At 71.7% G+C, this 16,741-nt stretch carries 15 protein-coding genes; 8 read left to right on the top strand and 7 right to left on the bottom strand.

Annotation, left to right across the window (positions count from 1 at the left end; translation table 11 throughout):
• A partial coding sequence (locus tag HII36_RS45200; RefSeq protein WP_173529532.1) for an excalibur calcium-binding domain-containing protein occupies positions 1-203 on the top strand: 203 nt, incomplete at its 5' end.
• Positions 204-206: 3 nt separating this feature from the next.
• Here HII36_RS45200 and HII36_RS45195 read toward each other — a convergent pair.
• The 3 genes from HII36_RS45195 to HII36_RS45185 are packed head-to-tail and all read right to left on the bottom strand — an operon-like array spanning position 207 to position 4,102.
• Positions 207-1,592, bottom strand: a complete 1,386-nt coding sequence (locus HII36_RS45195) for an NCS2 family permease (protein ID WP_173529531.1) — start codon at positions 1,590-1,592, stop codon at positions 207-209.
• Between the two features lie 55 nt (positions 1,593-1,647).
• The gene (locus HII36_RS45190) at positions 1,648-1,881 is read right to left on the bottom strand and encodes an EF-hand domain-containing protein (protein WP_173529530.1); all 234 of its coding nucleotides are present in this window, start codon (positions 1,879-1,881) and stop codon (positions 1,648-1,650) included.
• On the bottom strand, positions 1,865-4,102 hold the full coding sequence (locus HII36_RS45185; protein ID WP_173529529.1) for a xanthine dehydrogenase family protein molybdopterin-binding subunit: 2,238 nt from the start codon (positions 4,100-4,102) through the stop codon (positions 1,865-1,867). The genes HII36_RS45190 and HII36_RS45185 overlap by 17 nt, the downstream gene beginning before the upstream one ends.
• Before the next feature lie 94 nt (positions 4,103-4,196).
• Between HII36_RS45185 and HII36_RS45180 the strand changes: the two genes are divergently transcribed.
• Positions 4,197-5,696, top strand: coding sequence for a PucR family transcriptional regulator (locus tag HII36_RS45180; RefSeq protein ID WP_173529528.1), 1,500 nt, complete (start codon positions 4,197-4,199; stop codon positions 5,694-5,696).
• A 12-nt stretch (positions 5,697-5,708) separates the two neighbouring features.
• On the opposite strand, the gene HII36_RS45175 is transcribed toward HII36_RS45180, so the two are convergent.
• A complete protein-coding gene (locus HII36_RS45175; protein ID WP_173529527.1) occupies positions 5,709-8,510 on the bottom strand; it encodes an AfsR/SARP family transcriptional regulator in 2,802 nt (933 codons plus the stop codon).
• Between the two features lie 540 nt (positions 8,511-9,050).
• On the opposite strand from HII36_RS45175, the gene HII36_RS58975 reads away from it, so the two are divergent.
• The 4 genes from HII36_RS58975 to HII36_RS45155 all read left to right on the top strand — a co-directional run bounded on the left by HII36_RS58975 (position 9,051) and on the right by HII36_RS45155 (position 13,562).
• Complete coding sequence (locus tag HII36_RS58975) at positions 9,051-10,334, top strand: tetratricopeptide repeat protein (protein ID WP_173529526.1); 1,284 nt, start codon at positions 9,051-9,053, stop codon at positions 10,332-10,334.
• A gap of 44 nt (positions 10,335-10,378) precedes the next feature.
• Positions 10,379-10,978, top strand: coding sequence for a copper resistance CopC family protein (locus HII36_RS45165; RefSeq protein ID WP_173529525.1), 600 nt, complete (start codon positions 10,379-10,381; stop codon positions 10,976-10,978).
• Positions 10,975-12,960: a bifunctional copper resistance protein CopD/cytochrome c oxidase assembly protein gene (locus HII36_RS45160; RefSeq protein ID WP_173529524.1), complete on the top strand. Its 1,986-nt coding sequence runs from the start codon at positions 10,975-10,977 to the stop codon at positions 12,958-12,960. The genes HII36_RS45165 and HII36_RS45160 overlap by 4 nt, the downstream gene beginning before the upstream one ends.
• A 197-nt stretch (positions 12,961-13,157) precedes the next feature.
• Entirely contained in the window at positions 13,158-13,562 is a 405-nt protein-coding gene (locus HII36_RS45155; protein WP_173529523.1) for a sensor histidine kinase, read from the top strand.
• A gap of 60 nt (positions 13,563-13,622) precedes the next feature.
• On the opposite strand, the gene map is transcribed toward HII36_RS45155, so the two are convergent.
• Complete coding sequence (gene map / locus HII36_RS45150; protein WP_173529522.1) at positions 13,623-14,471, bottom strand: type I methionyl aminopeptidase; 849 nt, start codon at positions 14,469-14,471, stop codon at positions 13,623-13,625.
• Between the two features lie 32 nt (positions 14,472-14,503).
• On the opposite strand from map, the gene HII36_RS45145 reads away from it, so the two are divergent.
• Positions 14,504-14,683, top strand: coding sequence for a hypothetical protein (locus HII36_RS45145; protein ID WP_173529518.1), 180 nt, complete (start codon positions 14,504-14,506; stop codon positions 14,681-14,683).
• Positions 14,684-14,737: 54 nt separating this feature from the next.
• Here the strand turns inward: HII36_RS45145 and HII36_RS45140 are convergent, their stop codons facing one another.
• Together HII36_RS45140 and HII36_RS45135 are read right to left on the bottom strand one after the other, a co-directional pair.
• Positions 14,738-15,382: a cyclase family protein gene (locus tag HII36_RS45140; RefSeq protein ID WP_173529521.1), complete on the bottom strand. Its 645-nt coding sequence runs from the start codon at positions 15,380-15,382 to the stop codon at positions 14,738-14,740.
• Positions 15,379-15,630 carry a CBU_0592 family membrane protein gene (locus HII36_RS45135; RefSeq protein ID WP_173529520.1) on the bottom strand — a complete coding sequence of 84 codons (252 nt, stop codon included), beginning with the start codon at positions 15,628-15,630 and terminating at the stop codon, positions 15,379-15,381. Before HII36_RS45135 ends, HII36_RS45140 begins: the two co-directional genes overlap by 4 nt.
• Before the next feature lie 73 nt (positions 15,631-15,703).
• On the opposite strand from HII36_RS45135, the gene HII36_RS45130 reads away from it, so the two are divergent.
• Positions 15,704-16,660 carry a LysR family transcriptional regulator gene (locus tag HII36_RS45130; protein ID WP_173529519.1) on the top strand — a complete coding sequence of 319 codons (957 nt, stop codon included), beginning with the start codon at positions 15,704-15,706 and terminating at the stop codon, positions 16,658-16,660.
• Positions 16,661-16,741: the final 81 nt, after the last annotated feature.

The raw sequence follows: 16,741 nt of genomic DNA, 5'->3' as shown, positions 1-16,741 counted from the left end.
CCGCGAACGCCCCCGCCACCACCACCCGGCAGACCACCGGCACCGGCGGCACCCAGGACCGGCCCGACCCGCACTTCCGCAACTGCAAGGAGGCCACCGCGGCGGGCTACGGCCCCTACTACAAGGATCGCCACGAGGAGTACCACTACTACAACGACGTCGACAAGGACGGCGTGGCCTGCGACCCGCAGGACCTCAAGTAGCGGTCACCCGAACAGGTCCTCGAACGCCTCGATCCCGAAGTACACCAGGAAGATCAGCGAGACCACCCAGAGCAGCCACGGGATCTGGTCGAACCGCCCCTTGGCCGCCTTGATCACCGTGTAGGCGATCACCCCGGCGCCCACGCCGTTGGTGATCGAGTACGTGAACGGCATCAGCGCGATCGTCAGGAACGCCGGGATCGCCACGTCCAGGTCCTTCCACGGCACGTTCCTGCTCTGCGTCATCATCAGCGCGCCCACCAGCACCAGCGCCGGCGCGGCCGCCGCCGCGGGCACCACCGCGGCCAGCGGCGTGAACAGCAGCGTCAGCGCCAGCAGCCCGCCCGTGACCACGCTGGCCAGCCCGGTCCGCGCGCCCTCGCCGACACCGGCGGCCGACTCCACGAACACCGTGTTGGCCGACGCGCTGACCGAGCCGCCCACCATGCCGGCCACGCCGTCGACGGTCAGGATGCGGCCCAGCCTGGGCACCCGGCCGCGCTCGTCGATCAGCCCGGCCTCGTCGCTGATGCCGATGATGGTGCCCATCGCGTCGAAGAAGCCCGACAGCACCAGCGTGAACAGCACCACCGAGGCCGTCAGCACGCCGGCCGTGACGAACCCGCCGAACACGTCCACCTGCCCGACCAGCCCGAAGTCGGGGGCGGCCACCAGCCGCTCGGGCACCCGCGGCGTGACCACCCCCCACGCCTTGGGGTCGATCCGCTGCACCGAGTTCACCAGCACGGCCAGGGCCGCGGTCAGCACGATGCTGATCAGGATCGCGCCCGGGGTCCTGCGCACGTACAGGACGATCATCAGCAGCAGGCCGAAGCAGAACACCGTGACCGGCCAGCCGGTCAGGTGCCCGGTGGTGCCGAGCTGGACCGGGGTGCCCGCGCCCCTGGTCACGAAACCCGCGTCGACCAGGCCGATCAGCGCGATGAACAGGCCGATGCCCACGCTGATCGCGTGTTTGAGCGCCAGCGGGATCGCGTTCATGATCAGGGTGCGCAGCCCGGTCACCGCCAGGACGATGATCACCAGGCCTTCCAGCACCACCAGGCCCATCGCCTGCGCCCACGTCATGAACGGCGCGGCCTGGTAGGCGACCACCGCGTTCATGCCGAGCCCGGCGGCCAGCCCGAACGGCGCGTTGCCGATGAACGCCATGAGCAGCGTCGAGACCGCCGCGGCCAGCGCGGTCGCGGTGGTGAGCTGCACGATGGTGAGCCTGGCGCCCGTGATGTCCTCGGCGCCGGCCAGGATGATCGGGTTGAGCAGGATGATGTAGGCCATCGCCATGAACGTGGTGAGCCCGCCGCGCACCTCGCGTGCGATGGTAGTCCCCCGCGCGGACAGCTCGAAGAACCTGTCGAGCACAGTCATCCCCCCTCGACCGATCTCGGGGGAATGGGTTACGCCTACCCGGCGGGGAACACGATCATGCCTTCTCGTGCCGTCCGCCGCCGACCAGGGCGGCGAACTCGGCCAGGGCGATCCGGCCGTCCCCGTCGCGGTCGGCGGACTGGATGAACGCCTCGACCTCCGCCTCGGAGGCGCCCTGCACGCCCAGGGCCTCGTTGGCCCGCCTGATCTCGTCGGCCGTCAGCAGGCCGTCGCCGTCGGTGTCGAACCGGTCGAACTCCGCCTTGGCGGCGTCATCCGCGTTGCTCATCGGATACCTCCCCGTCGCTGGACAAGGCGATATCTTCCGGTCTCACGGGAACGCGAGTCAACTCGAGGCCTGTCGCGGCGCGTACCGCGGCCACGATGGCGGGCGTGGACGACAACGTCGGCGGCTCACCCGCGCCACGCAGCCCGTACGGCGCCGCCGGGTCGGGATTCTCCAGGATCTTCAGCGTCATGGGCGGCATGTCCAGCATGGTGGGGATCAGGTAGTCGGTGAACGACGGGTTCACCACCTTGCCGTCCCTGACCTGGACCTCCTCCATCAGCGCCAGCCCGAGCCCCTGCGCAGTCCCGCCGTGGATCTGGCCCTCCAGCGCCTGCGGGTTGAGTATCCGGCCCACGTCCTGGACCGCGGCCAGCTCCACCACCTTGATCAGGCCCAGCTCCACGTCCACGTCCACCACCGCGCGGTGCACGCACAGCGCGAGCTGGGTGTGCGAGTCGCCCTGCCCGGTACGCGGGTCCAGCGGGCGCGTCGGCCGGTGCCGGTACTCCCGCGTCTCCTCGATCGGCCCGAACGCGGCCAGCGCCTCGCGCGCCGGCAGCCCCTTGAACCGCTCGCGCACCGCCGCGCAGGCCGCGCGCACCGCGCCCCCGGTCATGTACGACTGCCGCGACGCCGACGACGACCCCGCCGAGCCGACCGCGGTGTCGGCGGCGGCCACGGTGACGTCGTCGACGCCCAGTTCGGTCCTGGCGATCTGGGCCTGGATCGTGACCAGCCCCTGACCCACCTCGGCCGCCGCGGTGTGCACGGTGACGTGCGGCTCGCCGCCGATCAGCTCGGCCCTGACCCGGGCGGTGGAGTAGTCGTCGAAGCCTTCGGAGAAGCAGATGTTCTTGATGCCGACGCCGTAGCCGACGCCGCGCCGCACCGACTCGCCGTGCGTGGTCTGCGACACCCCGCCGGGCAGCGCCCGCAGGTCGCCCGCGGCCCCCTCGGTCAGGTCGCCCGCGACCCCGGCGGTCAGGTCGCCCGCCGGGGCGGCGGGCAGCGGCATCGCGGCCAGGTCGCGCAGCATGTCGGCCAGCGGCGCGGGCGAGTCGATCACCTGCCCGGTGATGAGCGCGGAGCCCTGCGAGACGGCGTTGCGCAGCCGGATCTCGACCGGCGACAGCCCGCACGCCGCGGCCAGCCGGTCCATCTGCGACTCGTAGGCGAAACACGCCTGCACCGCGCCGAACCCGCGCATCGCCCCGCACGGCGGGTTGTTGGTGTAGACGCCGGTGGCGTCCACGCGCACGTTCGGCACCTCGTACGGGCCCACGCCCAGCGACGCCGCGTTGCCGACGACCGCGGGGGAGGAGGAGCAGTACGCGCCGCCGTCGAGCAGCAGGTCGGCCTTGACGTAGACCAGCTGGCCGTCGCGGGTGGCGCCGTGCTCGTAGCGCATCCTGGCCGGGTGCCGGTGCACGTGGCCGAAGAACGACTCGCGCCGCCCGTACACGATCTTGACCGGCCGGTTCAGCCGCAGCGCCAGCATGCACGCGTGCACCTGCATCGACAGGTCCTCGCGGGCGCCGAACGCGCCGCCCACGCCCGACAGCGTCAGCCTGACCTTCTCCGGCGGCAGGCCCAGGCAGGGGGCGAGCTGGTCGCGGTCCACGTGCAGCCACTGGGTGGCGATGTACAGGTCGACGCCGCCGTCCTCGGCGGGCACCGCCAGCCCGGACTCCGGGCCGAGGAACGCCTGGTCCTGCATGCCGACCTCGTACTCGCCGGTGACCACGACCTCCGCCTCGAACGTGTCACCCCTGCGCACCGGCTGGTACCTGACGATCTCGGTGGACTCGCGCGGGTCGGTGACGGCCGGGCGCACCTCGTAGTCGACGACGATGGCCGCCAGGGCGCGGGCCGCGGTCTCCGGGTGGTCGGCGGCGACCAGCGCCACCGGCTCGCCCTGGTAACGCACCTGGTCGATGGCGAGCACCGGCTGATCCCTGCGTTCGAGCCCGTAGAACTTCTCGCCGGGCACGTCCTCGTGGGTGAGCGCGGCCAGCACGCCGGCGATCTTCAGCGCGGGTCCCACGTCGATCGACCTGATCCACGCCGACGGGTGCGGGCTGCGCAGCGTCGCCCCCCACACCGTGCCGTCCAGCCACAGGTCGGAGGCGTAGGCGAACTCGCCGGTGACCTTCAGCGCCGCGTCGGGCCGCCGGGCGCTCTCGCCGACGCCCTGCCTGGTCGCATCCGCCGTCTGCGTCATCTTCCGAGTAGAGCACCCGGCGCACCGCCGCTCCTATGCGCACGACGTGAAATCCCGGTCAAGCGCCGGACGCCCGGCTTGTATATTCCTCCAAGTGCGCATCAGTGACCTGCTGGCCGTCGAAGAACTGCGCCTCACGCTGCTCACCGGCGACCCGGACACCGAGTTCGGCGCCGTCCACATCACCGACCTGCCCGATCCCGGGCGCTACCTGTCGGGCGGCGAGCTGGTGCTGTCCGGGCTGATGTGGCGTAACGCGCCGGAGGACTCGGCGCGGTTCGTGACGGCCCTGGCCGAGGCCGGGGTGAGCGCGCTCGGCGCGGGGCAGGCGTGGCTCGGCCACGTCCCGGGTGACCTGGTCGAGGCGTGTGCCGCCGCCGGGCTGCCGCTCATCGAGGTGCCGACCGAGGTGTCGTTCCGCGCGCTGGCCGAGCACGCGGCGCCCCGCCTGTCCGGAGACGTGCGCGACGCGCTCGGCCGGCACCGCCGCCTGGTCACGGCCATCGCCGAGGGCGCCGACCTGCGCGAGCTGTTCGAGCTGACCGCCGCCGAGCTGGGCGTCACCGGCGCGGTGGTGTCGGCGACCGGCGAGGTGATCGTGGGGGCCGCCGCCGACCCGGCCGGGCTCGCGCGCGCCTATCTGACGGCGCCCAGGCTTCCCGTGGCGGCCGGCGGCAGCACGATCTTCGGCGTGGGGCGCGGGCACCGGGCCGCGGGCTGGGCGCTGGCCTGCGACGGCGATCTGCTCAACCGCGCCGACCTCGGCTACGAGCTGGCCGCCTGCGTGGCGCTCGAACGCAACCGCATGGAGGAGGGCCGCCGGGTCGAACGCCGCCTGGCCGAGCGGCTGGTGACCGCCGCCCTGGCCGAGTCCGACGCCGCCGAGCTGAACGCCGGGCTGCGGACCTGCGGGATCGACGCGGCGCAACCGTACGCGGTGGTCAGCGCCGGCGCGCCCATCCCGGCGGCGGCTCAGGCGGGCGGGCCGGGTCCCGTCGCGCTCGGTGGCCGGATCCTGGAGGAGCTGCTGAGCAGGGAGGTCGTCGCGGCGGCCATTCCCGACGCCGCGGTCGCCCTGGTGCCGCTGCGCGGGAGCACCCCGGCCGAGCTGGCGGAACGCCTGCGGACCGGGGTGAACGTGCTCGCCGCGCTGCCGGGCGTCCGCGTCTGCGTCGGGCTCAGCGGCGCGCTGACCGGCGCGGCGGCCGTCAAGGGCGGCGTGGAGGAGGCCGGGCACGCCAGGCGCCTGGCCGAGGCCCGTTCGGGCGGCGTCGTCACCAGCGACGAGATCTACACCCACGCGCTGCTGCTGGCCACCGTGCCCGGCGACGTGCGCCGCTCGTTCGCCGACCGGCTGCTGGCGCCCCTGCTCGCCTACGACCGCGGGCACCAGTCCGAGCTGGTACGCACGCTGGCCGTCTTCCTCGACTGTGCCGGATCCTGGAACGCCTGCGCCGAGCGGCTGCACGTGCACGTCAACACCGTCCGCTACCGCATCCGCCGGGTCGAGGAGCTGACCGGCAGGAACCTGGCCACGATGGCCGACCGGGTCGACTTCTTCCTCGCGCTCAAGGACCAGCCGCCGCCCGGGTGACACGCGTTCGCGTCACATGGCCAGCGGGTGGCCGTCCCGCTCCATCCCGATCGCCTCCTGCTCCGCCGACACCTGCTTCAGCCAGTACGGGCTCTCCATCACCCGGGCCTGGTGCAGGGCCTCGCTGATGCGCGCCCTGGCCTGGGCCTCCTGACCGAGCAGCCGATGCGCGCGGGCGAGCTGGATCAGGCTGTGCATCTGAACCACGCGCGTGCCGCTGATCCGCGCGATCGGCAGCGCCCGCTCCAGCTCGGCCCGCCCCTTCTCATGCTCGCCGCGATCCAGCAGCACCTGGCCGAGCCTGCTGCGCATGTTCGCCTCATGCATGCGATCGCCGACGGCCTGCGCCATCGCCCGCCCCTTCTCCAGCGTCGCCTGGGCGTCGAGCAGCCGGCCCAGCCCCTGGTAGATCACCCCGATCATCAGCTGGGCGTAGCGCTCGCCCACGCCGGAGCCGATCCCGCAGGCGATCTCACGCTGCGCCAGCGCGTGGGGCAGCGCCTCCTCGAACTTCTCCCACTGCGTGTAGGTGGCGGCCAGGTTGCCGTGCGCGCGCTGCTCGTTGAACCGGTCCTTCAGCCGTCTGGCCAGCTCCAGCTGCTGCTCCAGATGGGTCAGCGCGTCGGACAGCGATCCCTCCAGATGCATGCCGGCCGAGATCTGGGCGTGCGCGTGCATCCTGATCCCGTCGTCGTCGTACCGCTCGCCCACCGTCAGCTCCTGCCTGCCCATGCGGAGCATGTCGGCGACGCGGTACGCCTTCTGCTGGTGCCACATGATGGCGAACCCGATCGCCACGCCCAGCTTGGCGATCGCCTCATCGGGATCGGCCATCGCCTGGACGGCGGCGGCCACCAGGCTGGGCTCCTCGCCCAGCAGCCACGCCATGGCCTCCTCGGCGTCGTCGAACCCGCGGCCGGCCGCCGTCACCGCCGGATGGTCCGCGTGCACCCGGTGCGGGTCGACGATGGCCATCGCCGCGCGGGCCGAGGCCGCGAAATGGCCGAGCACCCGCGTGAGCGGGGCCAGCCGCCCCTCCGGGCACGGCAGCTCGCTGGCGAAGAGCCTGACGAGGTCATGGAGCTGGTAGCGGCCGGCCGCGCCGCGCTCCAGGAGATGGGCGTCGCTGAGGCGTTCGAGCGCGCGTTCCGCCGCGGCCTCCGGCGTCCCCGACAGCGCGGCGGCCGTCTCGACGGTGATGTCCGGCACGTGCAGGAGCCCGAGCAGGGCCAGCATCCTGGCCGCGGCCGCGTCGCGGCCGCCGTGCCGCAGCGCCTGCAGGCTCGCCGCCAGGCTGGAGCGCACGGCGAGCTCGCCCACCTCCAGCTCGTGCAGCCGCCTGCGCTCGTCGCTGAGCCGGTCGGCGAAGCCGCGCACGCTCCAGTCGGGACGGTCGGCCAGCCGGGCGCCGGCGATCCGCAGCGCCAGCGGCAGCCCGTCGCACAACTGCACCAGCCGGACGCTCTCCGCGTGGTCGGCCGCGATCCTGCCGCCGACCAGCTTGGCCAGCATGGCCGTCGCCTCGGCCGAGGACAGCGGGCCGAGACTGAGCTGCACGCAGTCGTCGCCCACGCTCAGCGACTCGCGGCTGGTGACCAGGAGGGTGGTGCCGAGCGGGGAGGACAGCAGCGGCCGGATCTGGGTGAGGTCGGCCGCGTCGTCGAGGAGGATGAGCAGCCGGTTGCCGTGCAGCCTGCTGCGTAACACGGCCGCGGCCTCGTCGGCGTCGACCGGGATGTTCTCGTCCCGCAGGCCGAGGCCGCGCAGCAGCCGGCTGAGCGCCTCGTGCGGCGTCAGGCGCGGCACGTTGGGAGTGCCGCCGCGGAGGTTCACGTAGAGCTGGCCCTGCGGGTACTGGCCCTTCACCATGTGGGCGATCCGTACGGCCAGCGCCGACTTGCCGACGCCGGCCGGGCCGGAGATCACCACCAGCGGGGGCGGCGGTTCGTCGCCGTGTGGGATGAGGAGCGTGCGCAGGCGCATGGTGTCCTGCGCCCGGCCCACGAACCCGATGAGGTCACGCGGTAACTGCCGGGGCGGCCCGGGCACCCCCGCCCCGTCGTCGCCGGTCGCGGCCAGGACGAGCTGATGCGCCGCGCGTAACCCCTCACCGGGCGCCACGCCCAGCTCGTCGGCCAGGACGGCGCGGGCCTCCTCGAAGGCCATGATCGCCTCGCTCTCCCTGCCGCAGCCGTGCAGGGCGAGCATGAGCAGCTCGTACGGCCGTTCCCGCAGCGGATGCGCGCGCGTCAGGTCGCGCAGCTCTTCGACGGCCTCCTGCGGCCGGCCGAGCAGGCGCAGCGTCTCCGCGTGGCCTTCGAGCGCGCTCAGGCGCAGTTCGTCGAGACGGGAGCGCTCGTGCTCGGCGAAGGGCCCGGGGATGCCGCTCAGCGTGGGGCCGCGCCACAACCGCAGCGCCCGGTCGAACGCGTGCAACGCGCCGTCGAGATCGCCGGACTCGCGCAGCCGCTCGGCCGTGTCCAGGTGCTCGGCCAGGACGAAGGAGTCGATCGCACGCGGCTCGATGCGCAGCTGGTAGCCGCCGGCCAGGCGGATCAGCGTCGTGGGCGGCTGGCGCGGGCGGCGGTCCGGCTCGATGATGCGGCGCAGGCCCGCCACGTAGGTGTAGACGCTCTGCTCTGCGCTGGCCGGCGGGTTCTCACCCCAGACGCCTTCCAGGAGCTGGCCCATCGTGATCACTTGGCCGGGACGTGAGGCCAGCATCGCGATGACCGCGCGCTGGCGCGGTGAGCCGAGATCGATCTCCGCACCGCTGTGGTGGCCGACGACAGGGCCGAGGATGCGAACCGTCACACTCGTCGCCGTACGTCTTGTCTCGCGCGATGTGTGCACGTTGGCAGCGTAGTCAGAAACGCTGTGAGGTAAAGGATCCGGCGCTTGTAGATGAAATGTAGAAGCCCCGACTACCCTGCTGTTCCACGGGGTTGCTCCACGGGGAAGGGGCGCGGGAGACGACAAGCGCCCGGGCGGCATGCGTCCGTACCGAGGTTCAGTGACGGCGCCTGGCGCCCGGGCGTCACGCGCGTCCGTCGCCGATCGCCGGAAATCGCGTCGAGATCACGCGAAATCGCGTCGGCTACGGGCCCGCGACCTGCTCATACATCCCGGGTGCGGCCGAGATGAGCAGAGCAGGGTCAGCAGCAGGCCTCCTTGTTGAACGTCATCGAGGCGGGAGGGGGAGGCGCGTCAGCGCTTGCGGCCGTACCATTAGTTCCTACGACCACGATGGCCGTGAAAAGGGCAGCTAGCAGGAACTGGGCAAAACGCGTGTGCATGGGGAATCTCCCTCGCCTGTGGGGTTGCTCGGACTCATCATCTCAGGGAGCGTAGGCCGTGACCACATCTGACCTAGTTGGTCTCCGCATCAAGACCGTTCGTCGGCAGCGTGGCCTCTCTCAGGCGCAGCTCGCCCACCCGGAATTGTCGGACAGTTACGTCTCCTTGATCGAGAGCGGAAAGCGCACGCCCACTCCCGCCGTTCTCGAACTGCTCGCGCAGAAGCTCGACTGCTCGCTGTCCTACCTGCTCAACGGCGTGACCGCGGAGCAGATGGAGGACATCGAGCTGGCGCTCGGCTACGCTCGCCTGGCTCTGGAGAACGGTGAGGTCGTCGAGGCGTACAACCGCTTCACCGAGCTCTTGGCGAACAACAACCTGACAGGGTTGACCAGTCTGCGTCAAGAGACCGAATTCGGGCTCGCCCTGGCGGCCGAGGCGTGCGGCGACACCGACCAGGCGGTCGACGTCCTGCTCCGCCTGCGCGGCGAGGAGCTTCCCGAGGAACGCCGCATCCAGATCGCCATCGCGCTCTGCCGCGTCTACCGCGAGACCGAGCGGCTCAGCGAAGCCGTCGAGATCGGCGAGTCGATGCTCGGCCTCGGCGTGCGCCCGGTCTGGAACGACTCGCTCGTCGAGCTCGCGGCCACCCTGCTCGCCGTCTACATCTTCCGCGGCGACCTGCTGCGCGCCAGGCAGTTCGCGGCCGAGCTGCTGAACGTGGCCGACGCGCTCGGCAGCCCGCGGTCGCTGGTCGCGGCCAACTGGAACGCCGCGCTCACCGCGGCCAGCACCGGCTACTACTCCGAAGCCGTGTCCTTCCTCGAGCGCGCCATGGCCCTGCAGATCGAGAACGGCGACCCGCGCCGCATCGCCCGTACCCGGGTGGCCCTGGCCCAGCACCACATCGAGGCGCACCCCGACCAGCCCGAGGTGGCCCGCGACATGCTGATCAAGGCGATCGGCGAGCAGCAGGAGGCCTCCAGCACCGCCATGGAGCGCGGGCGCGCCCTGCTCGAACTGGCCCGGGTCGAGTTCATGATGGGCGACTTCGACCAGGTGATCACGCACGCGCACGAGGCCAGGGAGCTGCTGCCGCAGTCCGGCCTGCAGCTGTGGGCCGAGGCCGATCTGCTGCTCGGCCGCGTCTACGGCGCCACCGGCCGCTTCACCGAGGCCGAGGCCCACGTCGCCGGCGTGCACAAGTGGCTCACCCCGATGCCCGACTCCCCGCGTTCCGCCGCCACCTGGTACGCCGCGGCCGAGACCATGGAGCAGCTCGGCGACACCGACGGGGCCGTCGACGCCTATCAGCGCGCTCTCGCCTGCGCGGGGCTGTAGCGAGGTCGGGACCGGCCGGTGGCGTCGGTAGCCTTGAGGGTGCCATGAAGAGATCCCCGCTCGCGGCCCTCACCGCGATCCTCGCCGCCCTGCTCGTGCTCGGCACCGCCGGTCCCGCCCTGGCGCACGACGCGCTCAAGAGCAGCGACCCCGCCAAGGGCGCCAAGGTCAAGACGCTCGACGAGATCAAGCTGACGTTCACCGCCGAGGTGCGCATGCCTTTCGTCATCGTCCGCGGCCCAGGTGACGCCCGCCACGAGTCCGGCAAGCCGAAGGCCGACGGCGCCGTGGTGCGCCAGGAGCTCAAGGGCGCACTGCCCGACGGGAAGTACACGATCGCCTACCGGGTGGTGTCGTCCGACGGGCACCCGATCGAGGGTGAGATCCCGTTCACGGTCGAAGGCGCGCCCGCGCCGGCAGCCACCGAGTCGGCCGCGCCCGCCGCGACGGAGTCCTCGGCGCCCGCCGTGACCGAGTCGGCGGCGCCCGCCCCGACGGAGTCCGCCGCCGCGCCCGCTCCCGCCGCCGAGCAGGCCTCGGCGGAGCAGACCACGTCGTTCCCCATCTGGCTGCTGATCGTGGTCGGCGCGCTGGTCGGCATCGGGATCGGCTTCCTGCTCAGCATGCGGAAGAACAAGCGATGAGCAGGGCGGCGCGCGTCGCGCTCGCGGGGCTGGCGGCGGCCGTCGTCGCCCTGGTGATCGGCATGATCTGGGGCGGCAGGGCGTTCCCGCGGATCATCCCGGGCCTGCCCGACGCCGGCGTGGTCGTCCGGTGGGGGCTGCCGGTCTCCAAGCTGGCCATGGACGTGGCCGGCCTGGCCACGGTCGGCCTGCTCCTCATGGCCGCCCTGCTGCTGCCCAACGACAAGGGCGTGCTCGGCAAACCGGCCGCCGAATACGTCAGGGCCGCCTCGTGGAGCGCGCTGGCCTGGGCCGGCGCGGCGTTCCTGTCGATCGTGTTCACCACGGCCGACGCCTGGGGCCGCACGGTCCCGCAGATCCTCAACCGCGAATACCTGATCGGCCAGGCCACCGACACCACCCAGGGCGTGGCGCTCACGCTGGTGGTGCTGTTCAGCGTGGCGATCGCGCTGTTCTCGCGCGGCGCGATCACCGCCGGCGCGGCGGCGGGGCTGCTGGCGTTCGCGCTGGTCACGCTGCTGCCGCCGCCGCTGACCGGGCACCTGTCCTCCTCGCCCAACCACGACCTGGCCACCTCGTCGCTGTCGCTGCACCTGCTGTCGATCGCGCTGTGGGTGGGCGGCCTGGCCGTGCTGGCCCTGCACGCCCTGCGCAAGCAGCCGCAGCTTGAGGTGGCGGCGGCCAGGTTCTCCACCATGGCGCTGGTGTGCTACGCCGGAGTCGGCCTGTCCGGGGTGTTCAGCCTGGTCGCGCGGCTCACCGCTGTGTCCGATTTGTGGACATCGCAGTATGGGATGCTGGTCGTCGCGAAGATCGTCGCGTTCGTCCTGCTCGGCTACGTGGGCTGGTGGCACCGGCAGCGCACGCTGGCCGACCTCCAGGCGGGCAAGCCGCGCGCGTTCACCCGGCTCGCGGGCGGCGAGATGCTGCTCATGCTGGCCACCGTCGGCCTGGCCGTGGCCCTGGCGCGCACGCCGCCGCCGCAGTTCACCGTGCCCGGCGACCGCGCCTACGACCTGCTCGGCTTCCCGATGCCGCCGCCCATCACGCTGGGCAACGTGCTGTCGATGTGGTGGTTCGACCTGTTCTTCGCCGCGGTGGCCGCCGCGCTCGCCGGCCTGTACGCGGCCGGCGTCTGGCGGCTGTGGCGGCGCGGCGACAAGTGGCCGGTCGGCCGCACCGTCTCGTGGTTCATCGGCGTGCTCGTGCTGGTCCTGGCCACGCAGAGCGGCCTGGCCAGATACGCCAAGGTGCTGTTCGACGTGCACATGATCGAGCACATGATGCTGTCCATGATCGTGCCGATCTTCCTGGTCCTGGGCGGGCCCGTCACGCTGGCCCTGCGCGCGCTCAAGCCGGCCGCCAGGCGCGGCGACCGCGGGCCGCGCGAGTGGATCACCACGATCCTGCACAGCAGGTTCAGCAAGGTCATCACGCATCCGGCCATCGCGACAGCGATCTTCGTCGGCTCGACGTACGTGCTCTATTTCACGCCGCTGTTCGAGAAGGCGATGGTCGAACACCTCGGCCACATCGTGATGACCAGCCACTTCCTGCTCAGCGGCTGCCTGTTCTTCTGGGTGATCATCGGCGTCGATCCCGGGCCGAACCGGCTGCCGTACGTGGGCCGGCTGCTGATGCTCTTCGTCACCATGCCGTTCCACGCGTTCTTCGGCGTCGCGCTGATGATGACCGGCACGGTCATGGCGCCCGGCTGGTACGAGCAGCTCGGCCGCACCTGGGGCCCGTCGCTGGTGCAGACCCAGATCGACGGCGGCGCCATCGCGTGGGGCTTCGGCGAGATCCCGACGCTCCTCGTGCTCCTGGCCATCGCCATGCAGTGGTACCGCGACGACGAACGGCAGGCCAGGCGCGCCGACCGCAAGGCGGCCAGGAGCGGGGCCGGAGACCCGGAACTCGACTCCTACAACGCCTACCTCGCCCGTCTCAACCGGAAGGACAAGGTCGACAAGGGCGAGTAGCCGTTCCGCCACGGCACCCTATCTTCTGACTACAAGTCTCTGGACGGCCAGGTAGCCTTTCTTCCAGGGGAGACGGGCATCACCCTGACGCCTGCAGCCTTGAGGGGGGCATCGCGGCGAGTGCGGGGCGCCGGAGTGGGGACCGGCGCATGCTCGTGGTGTCCAGGAAGGCGAGAACCTTGTCGGAAGAGACGCGCATGCGCGGGGGGCAGACCCTGGCCGAGGCGCTCGAGAGCCACTTGGCCGAGTGGTCCGAACGCACCGGAATCGCCGTGGAGACCTGGGCGCTTCCGGCCACGGACGTGCCATCGAAGGTGTCCCGCGCCGTCATGACGGCCATGGGCGAGGCCCTGGCGAACGTGGAACAGCACAGCGGCGCCGGCACGGTGTCGATCACCGTGTCGATCGCCGTGACCGTCGGCAAGAGCGGCCTGCGCATGACGGTCAGCGACAACGGCAGAGGCTTCGTGGCCGGCGCGCCCGGCCGCGGCATCGCCAGGATGCGCGCGGCCTTCGCCGAGGCGGGCGGCCGGCTGTCGGTCAGCAGCGTCCCCGGCGAGGGCACGACGGTCTCCGGCGTCGTGCCCGCGCCACGGCGCTGACGGGCGTGCGTCAGGGACCGGTGCGCGCCAGGACCGGTGTGCGCCAAGGACCGGTGTGTGTCAGGGGAGGGTGAGGATCTCGCTGCCGGTCTCGGTGACCAGCACCGTGTGCTCGAACTGGGCGGTGCGCTTGCGGTCCTTCGTCACGGCCGTCCACTTGTCGGGCCAGATCTCGTAGTCGATCGTGCCCAGCGTCAGCATCGGCTCGATGGTGAACGTCATGCCGGGCACCAGCTCGACCCGCAGCGACGGGTCGTCGTAGTGCGGCACCATCAGGCCGGAGTGGAAGCTCGTGCCGATGCCGTGGCCGGTGAAGTCGCGCACCACGCCGTAGCCGAACCGCTTGGCGTACGCCTCGATGACGCGGCCGACCACGTTGAGCTGGCGGCCGGGCGCGACCGCCTTGATCGCGCGCATCATCGCCTCGCGGGTGCGCTCGACCAGCAGCCGCGACTCCTCGTCGACCTCGCCGACCAGGTACGTCGCGTCGGTGTCGCCGTGCACCCCGCCGATGTAGGCGGTGATGTCGACGTTGACGATGTCGCCGTCGCGCAGCACGGTGTCGTCGGGGATGCCGTGGCAGATCACCTCGTTGATCGAGGTGCACAGCGACTTCGGATAGCCCTTGTAGCCCAGCGTGCTGGGGTAGGCGTGGTGGTCGAGCAGGAACTCGTGGCCGATGCGGTCGAGCTCGTCGGTGGTGACGCCGGGCTTGGCGTGCCTGCCGACCTCTTCCAGGGCCTGCGCGGCGATGCGGCCTGCCACGCGCATGCGCTCGATGATCTCGGGGGTCTTGACGTCGGACTCGCCGGTCTTGGGCCGCTTCTTGCCGACGTACTCCGGCCGCTCGATGTGGGCGGGGACCTTTCGCATGGGCGAAACTCGCCCGGGCTGGAGCAGTGTCGTCATGAAACACCAGTCTACGGGGCAGAATTGACCTCGTGAGCGAAGGCCAGTGGTGGTTCTGTCTCAAGCACATGCGGGTCGAGCCCGACCAGGGCTGCCCCAACAAGGACCGGATGGGTCCGTACGCGACCGAGCAGGAGGCGGCGGGCGCACTGCAACGCGCCGCCGAACGCAACAAGGCGTGGGACGAGGCCGACCAGGACGACGACGAGTAGCCGTCCCCCCGTCGGCCCCGCCTGCCACGACGACCCCGGCTGGCACGGCGGGGGTCACGGCACGATGGCGTAGGCCCTGACCGGGAACGTTCCCATGCCGGCGATCAGCGGCGGCGCGGCGTGGAAGCGGAAGCCCTCGCCGGGCAGCGCGGCCAGCCCGGTCAGGTGCTCCACCAGCGGAATCCCGGCCGCGAGCAGTAGCGTGTGCGCCGGGCGCGCACCGCGCGGCGGGGTGTCGTCGATGTTCAGCGAGTCGATGCCGACCAGCGCGGCGCCCTGCTCGGCCAGCCACCGCGCCGACTCCGGCGCGAGATACGGGTGACCGTGCAGGTAGTCCTCGGTGCCGAAGTGGCGGTCCCAGCCGGTGTGGATCAGCACGGCCTTGCCGCGGACGTCCAGGCCCCGGTCGAGCGTCACCTCGCGGCCCTGGTCCGCGCGGATCACCAGGCCGGGCAGGTCGGCCAGCTTGTCCAGGGGCAGACCGGAAAGGTCCGGACCGTCCGCGTAGCGGTGATAGGGACTGTCCAGATAGGTGCCGGTGTTGGCGGCCAGCGTGATCGTGGCGATCTCGAACTCGGTGCCCGGCGCGTAGATCTCGCGCGAGTCCTCCCTGCTCAGGTGGAGACCGAGCGTCGGGCCGGGGATCCCAGGGTAGGTGATCATGCCGGCTTCGATGCGGTGGCTGAGCTCGACGATCATCGGGCGATACTCACTTTCGTCAATTTCACCAGGGCCACGACGCCGATCGCCGCCCAGATCAGGTTCAGCCAGGCCGACGGCCAGGCGTCGTTGTAGACACAGTTGACCATCAGGCAGATCGAGCCGATGAGGTTCATGACCTGGTAGGGGACGCCGTCTCCCGACATGCGGGAGGACGAGACCATCGCGTACCCGGTCAGCAGCAGGGCCGCGCCGAGCCAGCCGATGGCGTCGAGGAGGAGATCCATGCGCGCCATTGTCCGGATTCATGGCCCTAAAGCGCAAATAAAGAATGCTAAAGGTAGGCGTAAGCTCATCTGCATGGACATTGACCCCCGACGGCTGCGGATACTCCACGAAGTGGCCCGTCGCGGCGGGGTCATGCGCGCGGCCGAGGCGCTGTACCTGACCCCCTCCGCCGTCTCCCAACAACTGGCCCAGCTCGAACGCGAGGTCGGGCTGGCGCTCATCGACCGCTCGCAGCGCAGCGTGTCGCTCACCCCCGCCGGACGCGTGCTCGCCGGCTACGCCGAACGGGTGGAGGACGAACTGTCCGAGGCCAGGCGCGAGCTCACCCGCTTCACCGAACGGCTGGCCGGGCCGGTGCGCATCGCCGCGTTCCCGACCGTGATCAAGCACATGCTGGTGCCCGCGATGCGCGACCTGGCCGAGCGGCACCCGAAGATCCTGCCGGTGATCCACGAGATCTACGGCCAGCCGGCGCTGCAGGAGCTGCGGCTGGGCGTCGTGGACGTGCTCATCACCGAACAGGACATGAGCCTGCCCGTGCTGGCGCAGCCGTCCCTGACCACCAGGCCGCTGTACGTGGACGAGTACCGGATCGTCGTCCCGCCCTCCTGGCCGGACCCGCCGTCCACGGTCGCCGACCTGAAGGAGCTGCCGTGGGTGGCCGGGGAGCCCGACCAGGCGTGCGGCCAGGCGCTCGACCGGCTGGCCGGGCTGCACGGGTTCGAGCCGCGCAAGATCCACGTGATCACCGAGTTCGGCCCGACGCTGGCGCTGGTCGCCGCCGGGCACGGGGTCGCGATCGTCCCCGCGCTGGCGCTGCTGGACGTGCCCGAGGGCGAGGTGCTGGTGAGCGAGGTGCGTGACGTGGGGGCGCGGCGGCTGGACGCGGTGACGCGGGTGAGCAGGACGCGGTCGGGGGAGCCGGATCCGGTGCAGGCGGTGGTGATCGCGGCCATCGAGGAGGCGACCGCCGCGCTGGAGGCCACCCTCAGCGGCCACCTCCGTCCGTCCCCTTCCGCATCGCCGTAACCACCCGTCACCGTTCCGCGGCCATCCCGGGCGTCGGGGTTGCCGTCCTTTTGGGGGGCGGGACCGGGTCTGTCTCTTATA

This window comes from Nonomuraea antri (genome assembly GCF_013283785.1).
GTDB lineage: Bacteria > Actinomycetota > Actinomycetes > Streptosporangiales > Streptosporangiaceae > Nonomuraea > Nonomuraea antri.
Note: the sequence above shows the minus strand (reverse complement) of the source record. Positions and strands in the feature narration are given on the sequence as shown.